This is a genomic window from Bacillus sp. FSL L8-0167, assembly GCF_038630295.1.
Taxonomy (GTDB): Bacteria; Bacillota; Bacilli; order Bacillales; family Bacillaceae; genus Bacillus; species Bacillus safensis.
The window spans coordinates 2,566,123-2,581,142 of the sequence record NZ_CP152027.1; the positions used below are offsets into that span (position 1 = coordinate 2,566,123).

Genomic DNA, 15,020 nt, shown 5'->3' on the forward strand with positions numbered 1-15,020 from the left:
CTTTTTCAAATAACTTGGATATATCCCAATAGGATCAACTGCAAAATAATTAATAAAGGCATGCCGATTTGAAAGGCAGGATGCTTTGTTTTATGCCGGAAATACTGCATTCCTAGATACGACCCGGCAGCGCCAAAAAGAACCGCAGCACTCCATAAATGCGCCTCTGAAATTCTCCATTTATGTGCTTTGGCGCGGCGTTTGTCTTCACCCATGAGAAAAAAGCCATAGCCATTCACCAAAATAAGCAGCAGGATCAAAGCCATATTCATTCATTTCACCTCACATGATGAGAAAAAAAGATCACCCCTCGAAGGAATGATCTTTTATAGAACTTACTTGTCTAGTTGTGCTTTTGCAGCATCAGCAAGCTGATTGAATGCATTTATGTCATTCACAGCAAGGTCAGCAAGCATTTTGCGGTTTACTTCGATACCAGAAAGCTTTAAGCCATGCATTAAACGGCTGTAAGAAAGACCGTTCATACGAGCTGCAGCGTTGATACGAGTGATCCATAGTTTACGGAAGTCACGTTTTTTCTGACGACGGTCACGGAAAGCGTAGTTTCCAGATTTCATCACCTGTTGGTTTGCTACTTTGTATAATCTATGTTTTGAACCGAAATAACCTTTTGCTAATTTAAGAACCTTTTTACGACGCTGACGCGACACAGTTCCGCCTTTTACTCTTGGCATTGTAATTCCCTCCTATGATTCCTATTCCAAATTACTTAATGTTTGCAAGTTGTTGTTTGATACGTTTGAAATCTCCAGCACTTACGATTGCACTCTTACGCAATTTACGTTTTTGCTTTGTAGATTTGTTAGCGAACAAGTGACTTGTGTACGCATGAGAACGTTTAAGTTTACCAGAACCTGTTTTTTTGAAACGTTTAGCAGATCCGCGGTGAGTTTTCATTTTTGGCATTGGATGTTTCCTCCCTCTGTTACTTTACTTTTCGACTTTTGGTGCAAGCATGAGGAACATGCTGCGTCCGTCCATCTTAGGTTTTGTTTCTACTGTTGCTACTTCAGCGCAGGCTTCAGAGAAACGGTCTAACACGCGCTGTCCGATTTCTTTATGCGTAATCGCACGGCCTTTAAAGCGGATAGAAGCTTTCACTTTATCTCCCTTTTCAAGGAATTTGATTGCATTACGGAGCTTCGTGTTAAAATCATGTTCATCGATTGTCGGGCTCAACCGAACTTCTTTTAAGCTAATGATTTTTTGATTCTTACGTGCCTCTTTTTCCTTCTTCTGCTGTTCGAATCGGAACTTACCATAGTCCATGATTCGGCAAACAGGTGGTTTTGCATTTGCAGCAACTAACACAAGGTCAAGATTGGCTTTAGCAGCAATTTCCAGAGCTTCCTGGCGGGTTTTAATCCCAAGCTGATCGCCATTTTGTCCGATCAAACGAACTTCACGCGCACGAATACCTTCATTAACTAATTGATCTTTGCTAATAGTGAGCCACCTCCATGAGATTTTGAATTGAGTTCACAATTCATTTGACCATTTCGTTGTATGTTTTACAGGCAAACAAAAAGTGTGGGCATATAAAACACCCACACTGCGAACATTTGCATGAAAAAATAAATGTACGGTCAACCTGTCAACTACAAACATGTGTCAATCAGGTGAGAAGCGGGTGCTTCTGCTTGTGATATCTATTCAATTCGTTAATTATTCTACACAATTTTCATTCGTCCGTCAAGTAACCGAACTCTTGAAACAACTTTTTCAGTTTAACATGATGAGACGAATTGGGCAAGACTTTTTCACACAATGACGCCATCAAAGAATCAACTGCATAAAGATTGGGATGACGATAACGGTCACAACTCCTACGACCACAACGGCGATACTTGCCATCGCTGCTTCTACTTCTCCCATCTCAATTCCAACAGAAACCCCAAGCGCATGTCCTGATGTACCAAGTGCAAGACCTTTTGCCACTGGGTTTTTAATGCGAAATAATTTTAAGAAGAAGGCACCTAGTGCATAGACAATGACTGCGTTAAATATGACTGCAAAGGCTGTGATATCTGCGATTCCGCCAATATCCTTTGCAATCGGAAGAGCAATCGCTGTTGTCGCTGCTTGTGGAAGCATGCTTTTCATCACAGCCGCATCTAAATGAATCCCTTTCGCTACGAGATATACGATCGTAATGGAACAAAGTGAACCGACAAAAATAGCGGATAAAATTTGCCACCAATATTTTTTAAGCAAGGCTCTCTGCTTATAAAGCGGGATAGCGAAAGCAATCGTGGCAGGCTCTAAGAAAAATTTGATAATCTTGCCGCCCTCATTATAATCTGCGTAGGAAAAACCGCCAACTTTCAAAAATAAAATGCCCAGTACCATCGCCACAAACAGCGGAGTGAACAAGAAGAAACCTTTTGATTTTTTAAATAAGAATGTCCCTATTCCAAAGGCGACCAATGAGACGACAATGCCAAAGTAAGGACTCATTGTACTTGTACCCATTTTGCATCTCTCCTTTAATGCGTACTTGAAGCTGGTTTATTTGAATGAGAAGGAGCAGATTTACTCTCCTTTGTCTCTTTACGTTTCTGCGGTCTTTCTGATAATTGCATGAGAAGCTGCGAAAACAGCCCTGTCGCTGCAAGTAGCATAATGGTTGCAATGATAATGACGCCGACTACTTGCACACCTACTTCTTGCATGACACCTAGTGATTGAATGACTGAGATTCCAGAGGGAACAAATAGAAAGCTAATGAGTCCTGTCAATGATGTACCTAATTGCTCCACCTGCTCCAGTTTAACGATTTTCGTTGTTAACAAAACAAATAATAGAACCAAACCAATGACGGATGCGGGCATCGGAATCGGTAAATACATTGAAATGAGATTAGAAACAAACATTACGGTTGCAAAAATAAATGCTTGAGATAGAAATCCATATACTTTCGTGGCACTCATGCCGCTTCACCTCTTTCTTCGACTGCCCTCAGTATAAGGCATGAAATAAACGAATGAAGCGTTTACAATAAAACTCGCTGGATTCAATGACTGAAATGCAAAAAACGAGTATTGAAATACAAACAAAAAAAGCCCTCCTACTCTAGCAGGAGTGACTTCTTTAATTCTTTGGCATATGTGCGGCTGACAGGAATGATCGACCCGTCTGTCATATGCAGATTATACGTCGAATTAAACCACGGCTGTACTTCTTTCATATGAGAGGTATTCACGATATAGCTGCGATGAACCCTCATAAAGTAAGCCTCAGGAAGTTTCTTTTCAATGACCACAAGCGGTTCTGTGACCTCATACATGTGATCCTTTGTTTTCACGACCTTTTTCCCCTCGCTGAGTCCAACATACATGATCTCTTCAACTTGCAGGATCACAATTGAGTCATCGACTGAGATGGCTAATTTTTGCTGGCGGGGCGCTTTCTCATCTGACAGCTGGCGCTCTTGCGTCTCAACAGATTTCCACTTTTTAAACTTTTGAATCGTCTGGAGCAGCCGCTCTTCATCAAATGGTTTTGTTAAGTAATCAAGGGCACTTACCTCAAACGCCTTCAGCGCATATTGATCAAAGGCAGTCGCAAATACAACCGCTGGCGGATCAGACATCCGGTTGAGCCTTTTGGCAATATCAAATCCGTTCTCACCAGATAAATCAATGTCTAAAAAGAGCAGATCCGGCTTATGATCGACCATCCGGTCAAAAGCAGATTCTATATTTTCTGCTTCCTCTATTTGAACATCCTCTTTCGTTCTTCGTAATAAGTATTTTAATTCATCTCTTGCTAACACTTCATCATCTACGATTAATACTTTCATCAACGAGAATCATCCTTTTTTACATAGTCCATCGGAATGCGAAATGAGATGTCAGTGCCTTTGTCACTATGAATGGATAAAGCGGCTTGTCTGCCAAAAATCCCTCTTAACCGCTGATCTAAATTAAAAAGGGCTGTCCCTGTTCCTTCTAGTGATTCGACAGGCGCTTTTAATAGCTGAGCCATCTTGTCATCATCGATCCCTTGTCCATTATCTGTCACTTTCATATAAACATGCCCATCTTTCATCAAAGCAGATACGATGACTTCACAATTCTTTTGATGTTTAGGAAAAGCATGTCTCACTGCGTTTTCAACAAGCACCTGAAGCACAAAGGGCGGAATCATCACCTGCTCCAGCTCCTTTTCGATTTGAAAGGTCACATGGTATCTATTTGGAAACCTTGCTTGTTCGAGTGATAAATATGCCTCCACATGCTGAATCTCCTTCTGCATTGGAATCAGCAGCTGGCGGGCGCCTTGCATATTTGAACGGAAATAAATACTTAGCTGAAGCAGCAGCTTCCTTGCCATCTCCACATTGGTTCTGCATAAAACAGAGATGGTATTAATAGCGTTAAATAAAAAGTGCGGGTTCACTTGTGCTTGAAGTGCTTTGATCTCTGCATCTTTTAAGAGGCGGCTTTGAGTTTCCGCCTCCCCCAGCTCAAGCTGTGTGGAAAACAGCATCGCCAAACCTTCTGCAAGCTCCTCTTCCACCCTGCTTAATCCGACCGGAGAATTGAAATACATTTTTAACGTTCCAATCGTTTGACCGTTAGAAGTGAGCGGCAGCACGATGGCCGCTTCAAGAGGGCAATGGGCGACTGAACAATTGATTTCGCCCTTCGAATGTGCCTTCATAATCTTGCCGCTCATCAAGACCTGTTTCGACAGCCCTGTAATCAGGCTTTTAGATGGAATATGATGATCTGTTCCATCTCCGACATGCGCTAAAATCTTTTCTGTGTCTGTTAAGGAGACCGCATCTGTTTCAGTCAACCGATGAATGATCTCCGCCACACTTTTACATGACTGTTCATTTAACCCTTGGCGGAAAAAAGGCAGTGTTTGATCGGCGATCGAAAATACACGATGTGTCTGCATCGCTTTTGCCTGCTCTTCTTGCCGAATGACTGACTGTAAAATAGATAAAAAGATAAAGCTGCCGATTCCATTCACAAAGATCATCGGCAGGGCGATGATACTGACAAGCCCCCATGCATCCGCAAATGGCTTTGCAAACAGAAGGATAATGATCATCTGTAATGATTCCATCGCCACCCCAAAAAGAGCTGCTTGGCGAGGTGTCACCATTCGATTCCTCCGCTTAAACCTGCTGCCGACATAGCCTGCAATGACACCCGCTAAAATGGAAGAAATCGCACAGCTGAGCGCGGTGCTTCCTCCTAAGGAATAGCGATGAATTCCAGCTAAAAGCCCTGCGCCAATCCCTACAAACGGCCCCCCGATTAAACCTCCCATTTCGATCCCCATAATTCTCGTATTGGCGATAGAGCTTGACGAGCCAAGGTGATAAGAAAACTCATGATTCATGACAATTTGCTGCTGAATTTCAATTCCTGTGTAATTGCTGATAATACTAAAAGAAGCAAAAATGAAGACAAGAATTGCCTTTTTCCGAAACCCTTGATTATGTAGCAATAGATTGCGAAAGCCCTTCACATGGGCAAGCACAAATCCTAAAATAACGATGATCCCCACACGCTCGATCATCATGATAATTAAATGAAGCAAACCGGCCACCTCAAATGATGTATGTCATATCTACTGTCTTTCTATTCTATCATGTGCGGTCAATGATCAAATATCTCTCAAATCTTTTCTTTATTGCCCTCTTCTTCTATTGTAAAATGAACATGAGCCTGTCACTTGCAATTGAAGGTAACACATACATAACAAGGGAGAAGATCATGAAAGCCGTATTTTTCGATTTAGATGATACTTTGCTTTGGGATGAAAAAAGCATTCACACAACTTTTCAGGAAACTTGCCGGGAAGCGGAAAAGAAATATGGACTTGATCCAGAATCGTTTGAACAGATTGTACGTGAAGAAGCAAGAAAGCTGTACTCTTCCTATGAAACATATGATTATACTGTCATGATCGGCATTAATCCTTTCGAAGGACTGTGGTCGAATTTTAGTGAACCGATTAGCGAAGGCTTTCAAAAGCTGAACGCCCTTGCACCTGAGTATCGCAAAAACGCTTGGACCAATGGCTTAAGGGCAGCGGGAATTGACGATGAGGCATTTGGACAATATTTGGCTGATTTCTTTGCAGCAGAGCGCAGAAAACGCCCATATGTCTATGAAGAAACATACCCTGTTTTAAACCGCCTGAAAGGCAGCTACGAATTGCTCCTTTTAACAAACGGAGATCCTAGCCTTCAAAAGGAAAAACTGGCAGGTGTTCCTGAGCTTGCCCCTTATTTTAACGAAATTGTGATTTCAGGAGACTACGGGAAAGGCAAGCCTGATCCGGGTATCTTTGAGCACTGCCTTCAGCTGTTAAACTTAACAAAAGACGAAGTGATCATGGTTGGAGATAATCCGAAAACAGATATTCTCGGCGCATCTCGCGCTGGCATCCAAACCGTTTGGATCAATCGCCATGGCAAGAAAAACGAAACAGATGTGACGCCTGATTATGAAATCAAAGACTTACATGAATTGTTTGATATATTAAAATAGAACAAAAAAACACCCTTCTCCTGACGACGAGATTGGGTGTTTTTGTAGTCTTAGAGCTATATGATTGCCGCTAGACTTTGCGCTTGCCGGTCTAAGCCGCGTGCTGCTTCTCCTACAATGATGAATTCCTCACTTGCCTGCTTTACAAGATCCCGGTTAGTAAACACGGTTGTCTTTGCCCGGCTTGTTCCGCTGCTGACTTTCTCTACTTCTGCATGAATCGCCTTCACGTATTGATCTACCTTGACGATCGCTTCTTTTGAATTTGTCGCTAGCTTTCGAATTTCTGCTGCCACTACACTAAAGCCATTTCCATAGGAACCCGCATGTGCCGCTTCTATTGCCGCATTTAAGGCGAGCAGCTGGGTTTGTGAAGAAATGCTGTTAATGCTTGCAGCAATGGAGCTGATGGACTCTACCTGCTCGGTTAATCCTTTTAGCAAGCTCATATTTTGATCGGTTTCGTTTGCTATATGATCAAAGGAGGCATTGACACTTTGACTATGCTGAATGCCAACTTCTGCTCGTTCCATTAATTTTGCAGACATCTCCTTTAAGTCTTCTACGACTTGCTTCATTGTATGTTCTCTCTCCGTAATATCTGTCGCCACTTTCACAACACCTACTACAGTCCCTTCTTCATCTCGAACAGGTGAATATGTCGCTTCAAGCCATAAGCTGCTGCCGTTTTTCGTGATCCGCTGCACTTTTTCTTGAAAAACTTGACCTTCTCTCAAACGCTTCCAAAACATGTGATAGCTTGTGTGTTCTGTAATATGCGGAGGACAGAACTGTCTATGTTGAAGACCGATCATCTCTTCTTTAGAATATCCCATGGCTTTTGCAAAAATATCGTTCACCCATAGAACTTGACCTGTCACATTAAATTCAATCATTGCCAGCGAGTGCTCTAATGCGCGAAGAACAGCTGATTGCTCCAATACATGTGACGATAAATTGTTTGTTGTTTGCATCATCGCTTTCATTCCCCCAATTTGTCTCGAACCAATAGTACATACTTACCCTTACTTTTGTACTATCTAAACGTCTCTTTTTAGGAATTGGATCACTAGTGAAGGTGTTTTCCAAAAAGAAAAAAGCCAGTGACCTAAAGAGAATCACTGGCTGTGCTTATTATTTCTTTGCTTCTGCTACTGCATGTTTCACAAAGGCTTCAAGATCCATTGTTTCTGAATCTTGTTCCCCGTACTTTCTTACATTGACAGCGCCATTTTCTGCTTCTTGATCTCCGACGACAAGCATGTACGGAATCTTTTGCATTTGCGCTTCTCTAATTTTGTACCCAATTTTTTCATCGCGGCTGTCAAGCTCTACACGAAGGCCTTCAAGCTGCAAACGTTCTTGTACTTTTTTCGCATAGTCTAAATGAACAGACGGTGAAACTGGGATGACTTGGAATTGTACAGGTGCCAGCCATGTAGGAAGGGCTCCTTTGTATTCTTCAATTAAGAAGGCAACGAAACGTTCCATTGTAGAAACAACGCCTCTATGAATCACGACTGGACGATGGTGCTTTCCATCTTCTCCGATATATGTGAGATCAAAGCGTTCTGGAAGTAAGAAATCAAGCTGTACAGTGGATAATGTCTCTTCTTTTCCAAGAGCTGTCTTTACTTGTACATCAAGCTTCGGCCCATAAAATGCCGCTTCGCCTTCTGCTTCATAGTAGTCGTGACCAAGCTCGTCCATTGCATCCTTCAGCATCGATTGTGCTTTATTCCACATCGCATCGTCATCGAAATACTTCTCAGTATCTTCCGGATCACGATAAGATAAGCGGAATGTGTAGTCATTCAAGCCAAAGTCTTGATACACTTCTTCAATTAAACGAACTGTACGGATGAACTCGTCTTTGATTTGATCTGGACGAACAAAGATGTGTGCATCGTTTAATGTCATACCGCGAACACGCTGAAGGCCGGATAAGGCACCTGACATTTCATAGCGGTGCATTGTACCAAGCTCTGCAATACGAATTGGCAATTCGCGATAGCTGTGCGGCTCGTTTTTGTAAATCATCATATGGTGCGGACAGTTCATCGGACGAAGAACAAGATCTTCGTTGTCCATTTCCATTACTGGGAACATGTCTTCTTGATAATGCGCCCAGTGTCCTGATGTTTTATACAATTCAACACTTGCAAGAACTGGTGTGTACACATGTTCATAGCCAAGACGCACTTCTTTATCGACAATGTAACGCTCAATGACGCGGCGGATTGTAGCGCCTTTTGGCAGCCAAAGCGGAAGTCCTTGACCAACCTTTTGGGAATTCGCAAACAGTTTCAGCTCTTTTCCAAGTTTACGGTGATCGCGTTCTTTCGCTTCTTCCAGCAGACGTAAGTGCTCATTTAAATCTTCTTTGCTGAAGAAAGCTGTTCCGTAAATACGCTGAAGCATTTGGTTGTTACTGTCGCCTCTCCAGTATGCACCGGCAAGGCTTAACAGTTTAAACTCTTTGATTTTTCCTGTAGACGGCAAATGAATCCCGCGGCAGAGGTCAAAGAATTCCCCCTGCTCATAAATCGTCACAGCTTCGCCTTCTGGAATCGCCTCTAACAGTTCAAGCTTTAATTCATCACCAATCGCTTCAAAGCGCTTTTTCGCTTCTTCTCTTGATACTTCAATTCGCTCAATTGGCAGATTGCTGTTAATGATTTTCTTCATTTCTTTTTCAATCTTTGGTAAGTCTTCAGGTGTGATGGCAACATCGATGTCCACATCGTAGTAGAAGCCATTTTCGATGACAGGACCTACGCCAAACTGAACGTGATGCTCTTTTCCATAAAGGCGTTTGATCGCCTGCGCTAGCAAATGTGCTGTGCTGTGGCGCATAATGTCGAGTGCTTCTTCACTTTTATCTGTGATGATCTCGATTGTCCCACTTTCTAATAGCGGCGTACGCAGATCTATTTCTTTACCGTTCAATTTACCGGCAAGTGCTTTTTTCTTTAGGCCCGGGCTAATTGATGCCGCGATGTCTTCTGTTGTAGCTGTTTTGTCAAACTCCTTGACTGCTCCATCTGGAAATGTTAGTTGAATTTGTTCTGACATCTCTGGTCACTCCTTTTTTTGGCAATATAAAAACCCCGCCCCCTGGAAAGGGACGAGGTTGAATAAACGGAATCGTGGTTCCACCCTTTTTCCCGTACTTGCAGCTTGCTTTTTCATAAGCAAATACGGCTTGTGTTTCGATAACGGGAATTCCCGTCAGCCATTACTAAAATGTTCACAGCTGATGTTCAAAGGTGGTAAAGCAAATGGTCCTCTGCTAGGAAGCTTTCAGCCGCGGCTTCCCTCTCTTTAAGCGGGTGTTCATTTGTTCATGTCCTTATCAATACGGTCTCTGTATGAAGTTACACCGTATTATAAAACGTTTTTTCGTGAAAATCAAGAAAGCTTTTCACTTTTCTTTTCGAAATGGTCATGTACAAATTGAACATTCTGCTCTTGGAATGAATGAGACGGGAACACCTCGACCCTTTCTTGAAAAATATTTTGAATGGTTTGCACCATCGAGTGACCTGTATCATTTGTAAACAGGTCAATTTTTTGCGGTGCAATGGAGACAAGCGGTGCAATCAGCTGCGAATCAATATACATTGGATGCTCTCTTACAAACTGTCTGTCTATGTATTGTTTTTGATCACGCTCAGAAGCGTAGCGAAATTCCCAAATCACCAGGCGGTCCTGATGCACAACATGTACTTTTTCGAGCCTAGGCTCTCTTGCCATCACATAGTCTCGAAGCGATTGAATGAAGTTTTGATACTCTTGCTCCATTTTGTATTCTTCAATGGACACTTCAACATAGTTCTTCAGCCTTCGGTCATACTCTGACAGCCTAAATGTCATAAATGAACCAATTGAAAAAACACCTTGCTGTAAAGAAATCGCTTCAAGCTCCTTTTTTAAAAGGGCTTCTCTTGACGGGTCTTGCTGAATGCCGGGAATATCATCTAAGTCCCCGTTCATGATACTGTGAGCGATGGAAAGAATTTGGTGCTGCTCTTCGGGATCTTTAAACAAATAGGTGTTTTCAAGGATGCTGCGCATGCGCTCATTTTCTTTGCATTCCAAAAAAAAGTGAACCAATAATGGCCGCACAATGTGCTCAAGTGCTTCTTCGGATTCCTTCGCCTCTATGAGAAGCCGGTCTTTCCCTTGTTGAATTGACATGTGATGCCGACTGTCTAAGTGTTCAGCAAGATGTAAAAAAGCGGCGGTATCATATTCATCTTCAAAGATTATTTCAAGCATGTTTGTCCCCCCTAACGACATCTGTTACATATATATGGGGGGAACATAAAAAATAGACGCCTAAAATAAATCAGGCATCTTTCTTTTTAAAATGAGTGGAACAGAGATAAAGATCAAATAAATCAAACAAACAACCGCTAAGGCGGCATAATTGCCGCTGACAAAGCTTGAGCCGAGAACATTTAACGCAATTGTACCCGGTATTAAGCCTAAAAAGGTGGCTGTCACAAATGCACGATAATTTGCACGTGAAGCAGCTGCCGCATAGCTGACAAAATCAAAATGAATCGGTGCAATACGCAATAACAAAATATAAAGAAATCCATGCTCCTGAATACGGGACGTCACCGCTTTCAGCTTCCGGCTGTTTGATTCCGTTTCCTTCTTTTTTGCTCGAAAGGTTGAAGCAATCATGAAGGAGCCTGTTGCCCCGGCTGTCGCTCCAATGAGGGCATAAATCGTCCCAAGGACACTGCCGAATGCCAAACCTGCCGCAAGCGAAAAGACCGTAATCGGGACGAGAACAAACGGGCGGAAAAGAGATAAGAAAAGAAAAACAAAGGGAGCCAGCATTCCAAATTGAAGCACCCAATTCTTCACATCTTTCAGCGCCAGCTGAAGATGCTGTTTATTCAGCCACCACAGCGCAGCAGCAAGAATGCCAATCACAAGAAAAAGCAGCCATTTTCTTTTGTTCATTTCATTTGCTCCTCCTTCAGGTGACATACGCTTTTATAAATGACGGCGGTTTTCTCCTTCGAGCAAGACAGGCTCTGCTAAATAGAGAATCCGTTCCATTAAACGAGCGGCTTTGACCTCTTCTTTTTCCCCCCGCTGTGAGTACGTAAAGTGATGCTTTAGCTCATTTGGTGAGAAATTAGAAGAGAAAAATGTCGGCAGCTGCTCTGCCATACGGTATTGTAAGATCGTACCGAGCAGTTCATCCCGCACCCAGCTTGTCATCGATTCTGCCCCAATATCATCAAGCATTAAAATAGGAGTGGATTTAACCATATTCAGCTTTTCTTCTAGCGTATGATCAGCTAATGAATTTTTTAACTCTCTTACAAATTCAGGAACGTAAACAAGGAGAGATGGGTATTCTTTTTCCGCTAGCTGCTGCGCAATAGCTGCTAGTATATACGTTTTTCCTACTCCAAACTTTCCGTGTAAATACAAGCCTTTTCCTTTTCCAGTCTCATCATAGCTTTGGAGGAATTGACCTACTTTTTGAATGACCTCTTGTCTTCCCACAACGTTCAGATCAGCGAACGTCGCTTGAAGGACATTTTGCGGAATATACATGCTTTTCATCAGCTCTTGCTGTTTTTTCTGTCTATCGAGCCGCAGCTTGACCAGGCAAGGGGAATATTCAATATCAATACTCTGACCTTTGATCACAAGCTTCGGGTGATACCCATCTAAAATGGCATTGACGTTTTCGTCATCTAAGCAGTAAGAGCAGCCCTTCGACTGCTGCACATATTCAAAGAGCCGGTTCAAGCTGCGATTGATCATGTCTTCATGTATCTCTTCTTGATGCTTCTGTAAAAATGCCTTCACATCTTCATCAGACAACACACTTTCTTTAATCTGATTGTATCTCACGCGAAAATCTACTCGTCCTTTTAGCTGTTCAAATGAACGACCGATCGGTTTCATCCCATCTCACCTCACCTTAATGTGCATTGTACTTTTTCATATTTTTAAACTGATCTAACAGTTTTTCTTTTTCTCGTTCAAGGTCTTCTGTAGACAGATTGTCCGTTTGCTCTTTTGCCGGCTGTTCTTTTGTTTCGGTTTCTTTCATCCAGTCAGGCAGTTTCTCTTCCCGGACGACTTTTCCTGAACCATATGGGCTGCGCTGCTTTTTCTGCTGCGCCCACTCTGTCATTTGTCTGTTCTCTTCTTTGGCAATTTTCATGGCCGCAGCAACGGTTTTGATTTTCTTTCTCACCCAATGAGCGGCGATTTTTTGCATATATGCTTTCGACAGCTTCATATCTGTTTTGAGTAATGTATAGTAGATGAGAACATTCATGACACCTGGCTCTAGCTGCTGCTCGATCATGATATCTTCGACAATTCTTAAGTCGGCATATGTTGGCTCAATGCCATCTGCCATGTCTTTTAGCAGCTCCCTAGGCGAAATATGATCTAGCTTTTCAATCAATTTTGCATCTGGAGTATCTGCCGCCTGCGTCTTTGAAGCATCTTGGCGCAAGTGTCTTGGCTGTTTTTGATCAATCAGCTTTGGCTGTTCGCCTCTGTATTCAATTTGGTACCAGTCTCTTGCTGCTTTTCTCAGCTCTTCTGTTGAGATCATTTGATCCGAACCGCATGCACCTGCTACAATATTTTGCATTTGAAGCGGGGTGATGCCGTATACAACAGCTAACTTCTTAATTGTTTCTTTTACCTGCTTTGTCAAAGCCTTTCTTGGAATCATCATGTCAGACATACCCGCTAATAATAGATCGAAATCAAAGGATTTGTCCGAGAGCGGTGCCGGCTGACTCGATCCAACGGTCACATATTCATAGCCTTGATCAAGCGATGACGCCTGATGAATTTCTTCTGTCATCTTGCGCTCGCCTGGCTGCAATACGTGAAACACTTCTTCAAATGACCGTGAAATATTCTTTGCTTCTGCAGGAACACCCGGATAAGAGAAATAATCGCGAAGCTGCATATATTTTGCTTTTTCTACACGATGGTACAGCAGGACATTCAGCATACCATCTTGGAAAAACTCATCTGGTCTTAGCGGCGGTACAAGCTCATATGTAAACAGTCTGCCTTCTTCCGTTTCCTGTTCATATGTGCGGAGTAAGCCGATCGCTTCAAGCTTTAAACGTTCCTCAAAAATATCATTTAAATTCGTTTGCAGCATGACCATGAGCTGCCGATGAGGTGCAGGTTTCCCCCACATACGATTTTGTTCCAGCTCTCCCCACAGCGTCATGTATAAGCTGAAAGCGGACATGCCAATAAGCGGCTGATATAAAAGAGTGATGAGCTGTCTATCGATGTCACCGAGCAATGAAGCGCTTTTGACGACATACGGATCGACGGCTAGCACTTCCTTCCAATGCTCTGTCATATGCTGATCCTCCCCATGAATTGCGATTGTTTCCATTGTACACTCTTTTTGCGTTTTACGCTTTACGCAGGAAAAAGAGCATGAAGAATCTCCAGCTCTTTTTAGCGTTCTTTCTTTAATAGGTCTTTTAATTCATCAATAAAGACATTAATGTCTTTAAACTGCCGGTAAACCGAGGCAAACCTGACGTAAGACACTTCATCAATTTTCGCCAGCTCGTCCATGACCATTTCACCTACAAGCTCGCTTTTCACTTCTGACATGCCTTGATTGCGCAGTTCTTTTTCAATATTAAAGCAGACATCCTCCAGCTGCTTTAAAGCGACAGGACGCTTTTCACACGCTTTGATGAGTCCTCTCAGCATTTTTTCGCGGCTGAATTCTTCTCGAATCCCTTCTTTTTTCACCACAATCAGCGGTAATTCTTCTAATTTTTCAAACGTCGTAAAGCGATATTGGCAGCTTTCGCACTCTCTTCTACGACGGATGGATTTCCCTTCATCTACTGGTCTTGAATCAAGCACCCTTGTGCCAAGGTGCTGACATGTGGGACATTTCATTTTATCAGCTCCGATCTATTCTTGGAAGTTGTTTGTCTAGTTCATCATAAAGCGACAGAACGGTCTTTTGACTATAGCCGAAATCTGTTGGCAGGGCCGTTTCTGTTGTTACATTAAAATCGACAGCTGTTTCAAAAGGACGAATTGAAATAACAGTCGCCACGAGAAAGGCTTTTTTCGGCAATCGTATGTTTGCGCTGATTTCACCTCGTTCTGCTGAAACAGATGTCACTTGATAGGAATCGCTTTGGGAAAGAATGGTTTCCACCGCTTGAAAAACTTGTGCATTCGTCGATTGGTAGTAATGGCTTTTCAGTTCTGACACTAGATGCTCGTCAGATGTTTCTGTATGGTTTGACATGAACCGTTTAAACTTTTGTCTTAAAGTCATACACGTATCCCCTTTGCCATAATGCCTCTTTCTTTATTTTATAAAAAAAACCTTTGTTTTCCTAGAACAAAAGTATAGACAAGCTGGGGAATGTTGGATTTTTTATCAAAAAAAATATAAAAAGGAGCATAACACAAAGGCATTCAATG

Annotated in this window: 17 protein-coding genes and 2 other annotated features; of the genes, 1 reads left to right on the plus strand and 16 read right to left on the minus strand. The window is 42.4% G+C overall.

What is annotated here, in order from left to right; translation table 11 throughout:
* Nucleotides 1–5: 5 nt before the first annotated feature.
* From MHB66_RS13255 to MHB66_RS13290, 8 genes are all read right to left on the minus strand, one after another.
* A complete protein-coding gene (locus MHB66_RS13255; RefSeq protein ID WP_034279690.1) occupies nucleotides 6–272 on the minus strand; it encodes a DUF1294 domain-containing protein in 267 nt (88 codons plus the stop codon).
* Between the two features lie 63 nt (nucleotides 273–335).
* Nucleotides 336–695, minus strand: coding sequence for a 50S ribosomal protein L20 (rplT, locus tag MHB66_RS13260; protein ID WP_046312022.1), 360 nt, complete (start codon nucleotides 693–695; stop codon nucleotides 336–338).
* A 31-nt stretch (nucleotides 696–726) separates the two neighbouring features.
* A complete protein-coding gene (rpmI, locus tag MHB66_RS13265; RefSeq protein ID WP_003216324.1) occupies nucleotides 727–927 on the minus strand; it encodes a 50S ribosomal protein L35 in 201 nt (66 codons plus the stop codon).
* A 24-nt stretch (nucleotides 928–951) separates the two neighbouring features.
* On the minus strand, nucleotides 952–1,467 hold the full coding sequence (infC, locus tag MHB66_RS13270) for a translation initiation factor IF-3 (protein ID WP_024425720.1): 516 nt from the start codon (nucleotides 1,465–1,467) through the stop codon (nucleotides 952–954).
* A 70-nt stretch (nucleotides 1,468–1,537) separates the two neighbouring features.
* Nucleotides 1,538–1,669, minus strand: a sequence feature (ribosomal protein L20 leader region).
* Between the two features lie 128 nt (nucleotides 1,670–1,797).
* A complete protein-coding gene (gene lrgB, locus MHB66_RS13275) occupies nucleotides 1,798–2,493 on the minus strand; it encodes an antiholin-like protein LrgB (protein ID WP_024425719.1) in 696 nt (231 codons plus the stop codon).
* Nucleotides 2,494–2,507: 14 nt separating this feature from the next.
* Nucleotides 2,508–2,951, minus strand: a complete 444-nt coding sequence (gene lrgA, locus MHB66_RS13280) for an antiholin-like murein hydrolase modulator LrgA (RefSeq protein WP_024425718.1) — start codon at nucleotides 2,949–2,951, stop codon at nucleotides 2,508–2,510.
* 137 nt (nucleotides 2,952–3,088) lie between these two features.
* On the minus strand, nucleotides 3,089–3,826 hold the full coding sequence (locus MHB66_RS13285; protein ID WP_034279687.1) for a LytTR family transcriptional regulator DNA-binding domain-containing protein: 738 nt from the start codon (nucleotides 3,824–3,826) through the stop codon (nucleotides 3,089–3,091).
* Nucleotides 3,823–5,580, minus strand: a complete 1,758-nt coding sequence (locus MHB66_RS13290; RefSeq protein ID WP_034279684.1) for a sensor histidine kinase — start codon at nucleotides 5,578–5,580, stop codon at nucleotides 3,823–3,825. Before MHB66_RS13290 ends, MHB66_RS13285 begins: the two co-directional genes overlap by 4 nt.
* A 176-nt stretch (nucleotides 5,581–5,756) precedes the next feature.
* On the opposite strand from MHB66_RS13290, the gene MHB66_RS13295 reads away from it, so the two are divergent.
* On the plus strand, nucleotides 5,757–6,536 hold the full coding sequence (locus MHB66_RS13295; RefSeq protein WP_034279681.1) for an HAD family hydrolase: 780 nt from the start codon (nucleotides 5,757–5,759) through the stop codon (nucleotides 6,534–6,536).
* Nucleotides 6,537–6,592: 56 nt separating this feature from the next.
* Here the strand turns inward: MHB66_RS13295 and MHB66_RS13300 are convergent, their stop codons facing one another.
* From MHB66_RS13300 to MHB66_RS13335, 8 genes are all read right to left on the minus strand, one after another.
* Complete coding sequence (locus MHB66_RS13300; RefSeq protein ID WP_046312026.1) at nucleotides 6,593–7,513, minus strand: methyl-accepting chemotaxis protein; 921 nt, start codon at nucleotides 7,511–7,513, stop codon at nucleotides 6,593–6,595.
* 157 nt (nucleotides 7,514–7,670) lie between these two features.
* Nucleotides 7,671–9,611: a threonine--tRNA ligase gene (gene thrS, locus MHB66_RS13305; RefSeq protein WP_024426134.1), complete on the minus strand. Its 1,941-nt coding sequence runs from the start codon at nucleotides 9,609–9,611 to the stop codon at nucleotides 7,671–7,673.
* 45 nt (nucleotides 9,612–9,656) lie between these two features.
* Nucleotides 9,657–9,904, minus strand: a binding site (T-box leader).
* A gap of 43 nt (nucleotides 9,905–9,947) precedes the next feature.
* Nucleotides 9,948–10,817: a putative sporulation protein YtxC gene (ytxC, locus tag MHB66_RS13310; RefSeq protein WP_046312028.1), complete on the minus strand. Its 870-nt coding sequence runs from the start codon at nucleotides 10,815–10,817 to the stop codon at nucleotides 9,948–9,950.
* A 60-nt stretch (nucleotides 10,818–10,877) separates the two neighbouring features.
* Complete coding sequence (locus MHB66_RS13315) at nucleotides 10,878–11,516, minus strand: TVP38/TMEM64 family protein (RefSeq protein WP_342490555.1); 639 nt, start codon at nucleotides 11,514–11,516, stop codon at nucleotides 10,878–10,880.
* A gap of 33 nt (nucleotides 11,517–11,549) precedes the next feature.
* A complete protein-coding gene (gene dnaI, locus MHB66_RS13320; RefSeq protein ID WP_034279671.1) occupies nucleotides 11,550–12,479 on the minus strand; it encodes a primosomal protein DnaI in 930 nt (309 codons plus the stop codon).
* A 16-nt stretch (nucleotides 12,480–12,495) separates the two neighbouring features.
* On the minus strand, nucleotides 12,496–13,920 hold the full coding sequence (locus tag MHB66_RS13325) for a replication initiation and membrane attachment family protein (protein WP_046312325.1): 1,425 nt from the start codon (nucleotides 13,918–13,920) through the stop codon (nucleotides 12,496–12,498).
* A gap of 101 nt (nucleotides 13,921–14,021) precedes the next feature.
* Nucleotides 14,022–14,480: a transcriptional regulator NrdR gene (gene nrdR / locus MHB66_RS13330; RefSeq protein ID WP_003216720.1), complete on the minus strand. Its 459-nt coding sequence runs from the start codon at nucleotides 14,478–14,480 to the stop codon at nucleotides 14,022–14,024.
* Nucleotides 14,481–14,484: 4 nt separating this feature from the next.
* Nucleotides 14,485–14,871 (minus strand): hypothetical protein, encoded by a 387-nt coding sequence (locus MHB66_RS13335; RefSeq protein ID WP_046312030.1) that lies wholly within the window; start codon nucleotides 14,869–14,871, stop codon nucleotides 14,485–14,487.
* Nucleotides 14,872–15,020: the final 149 nt, after the last annotated feature.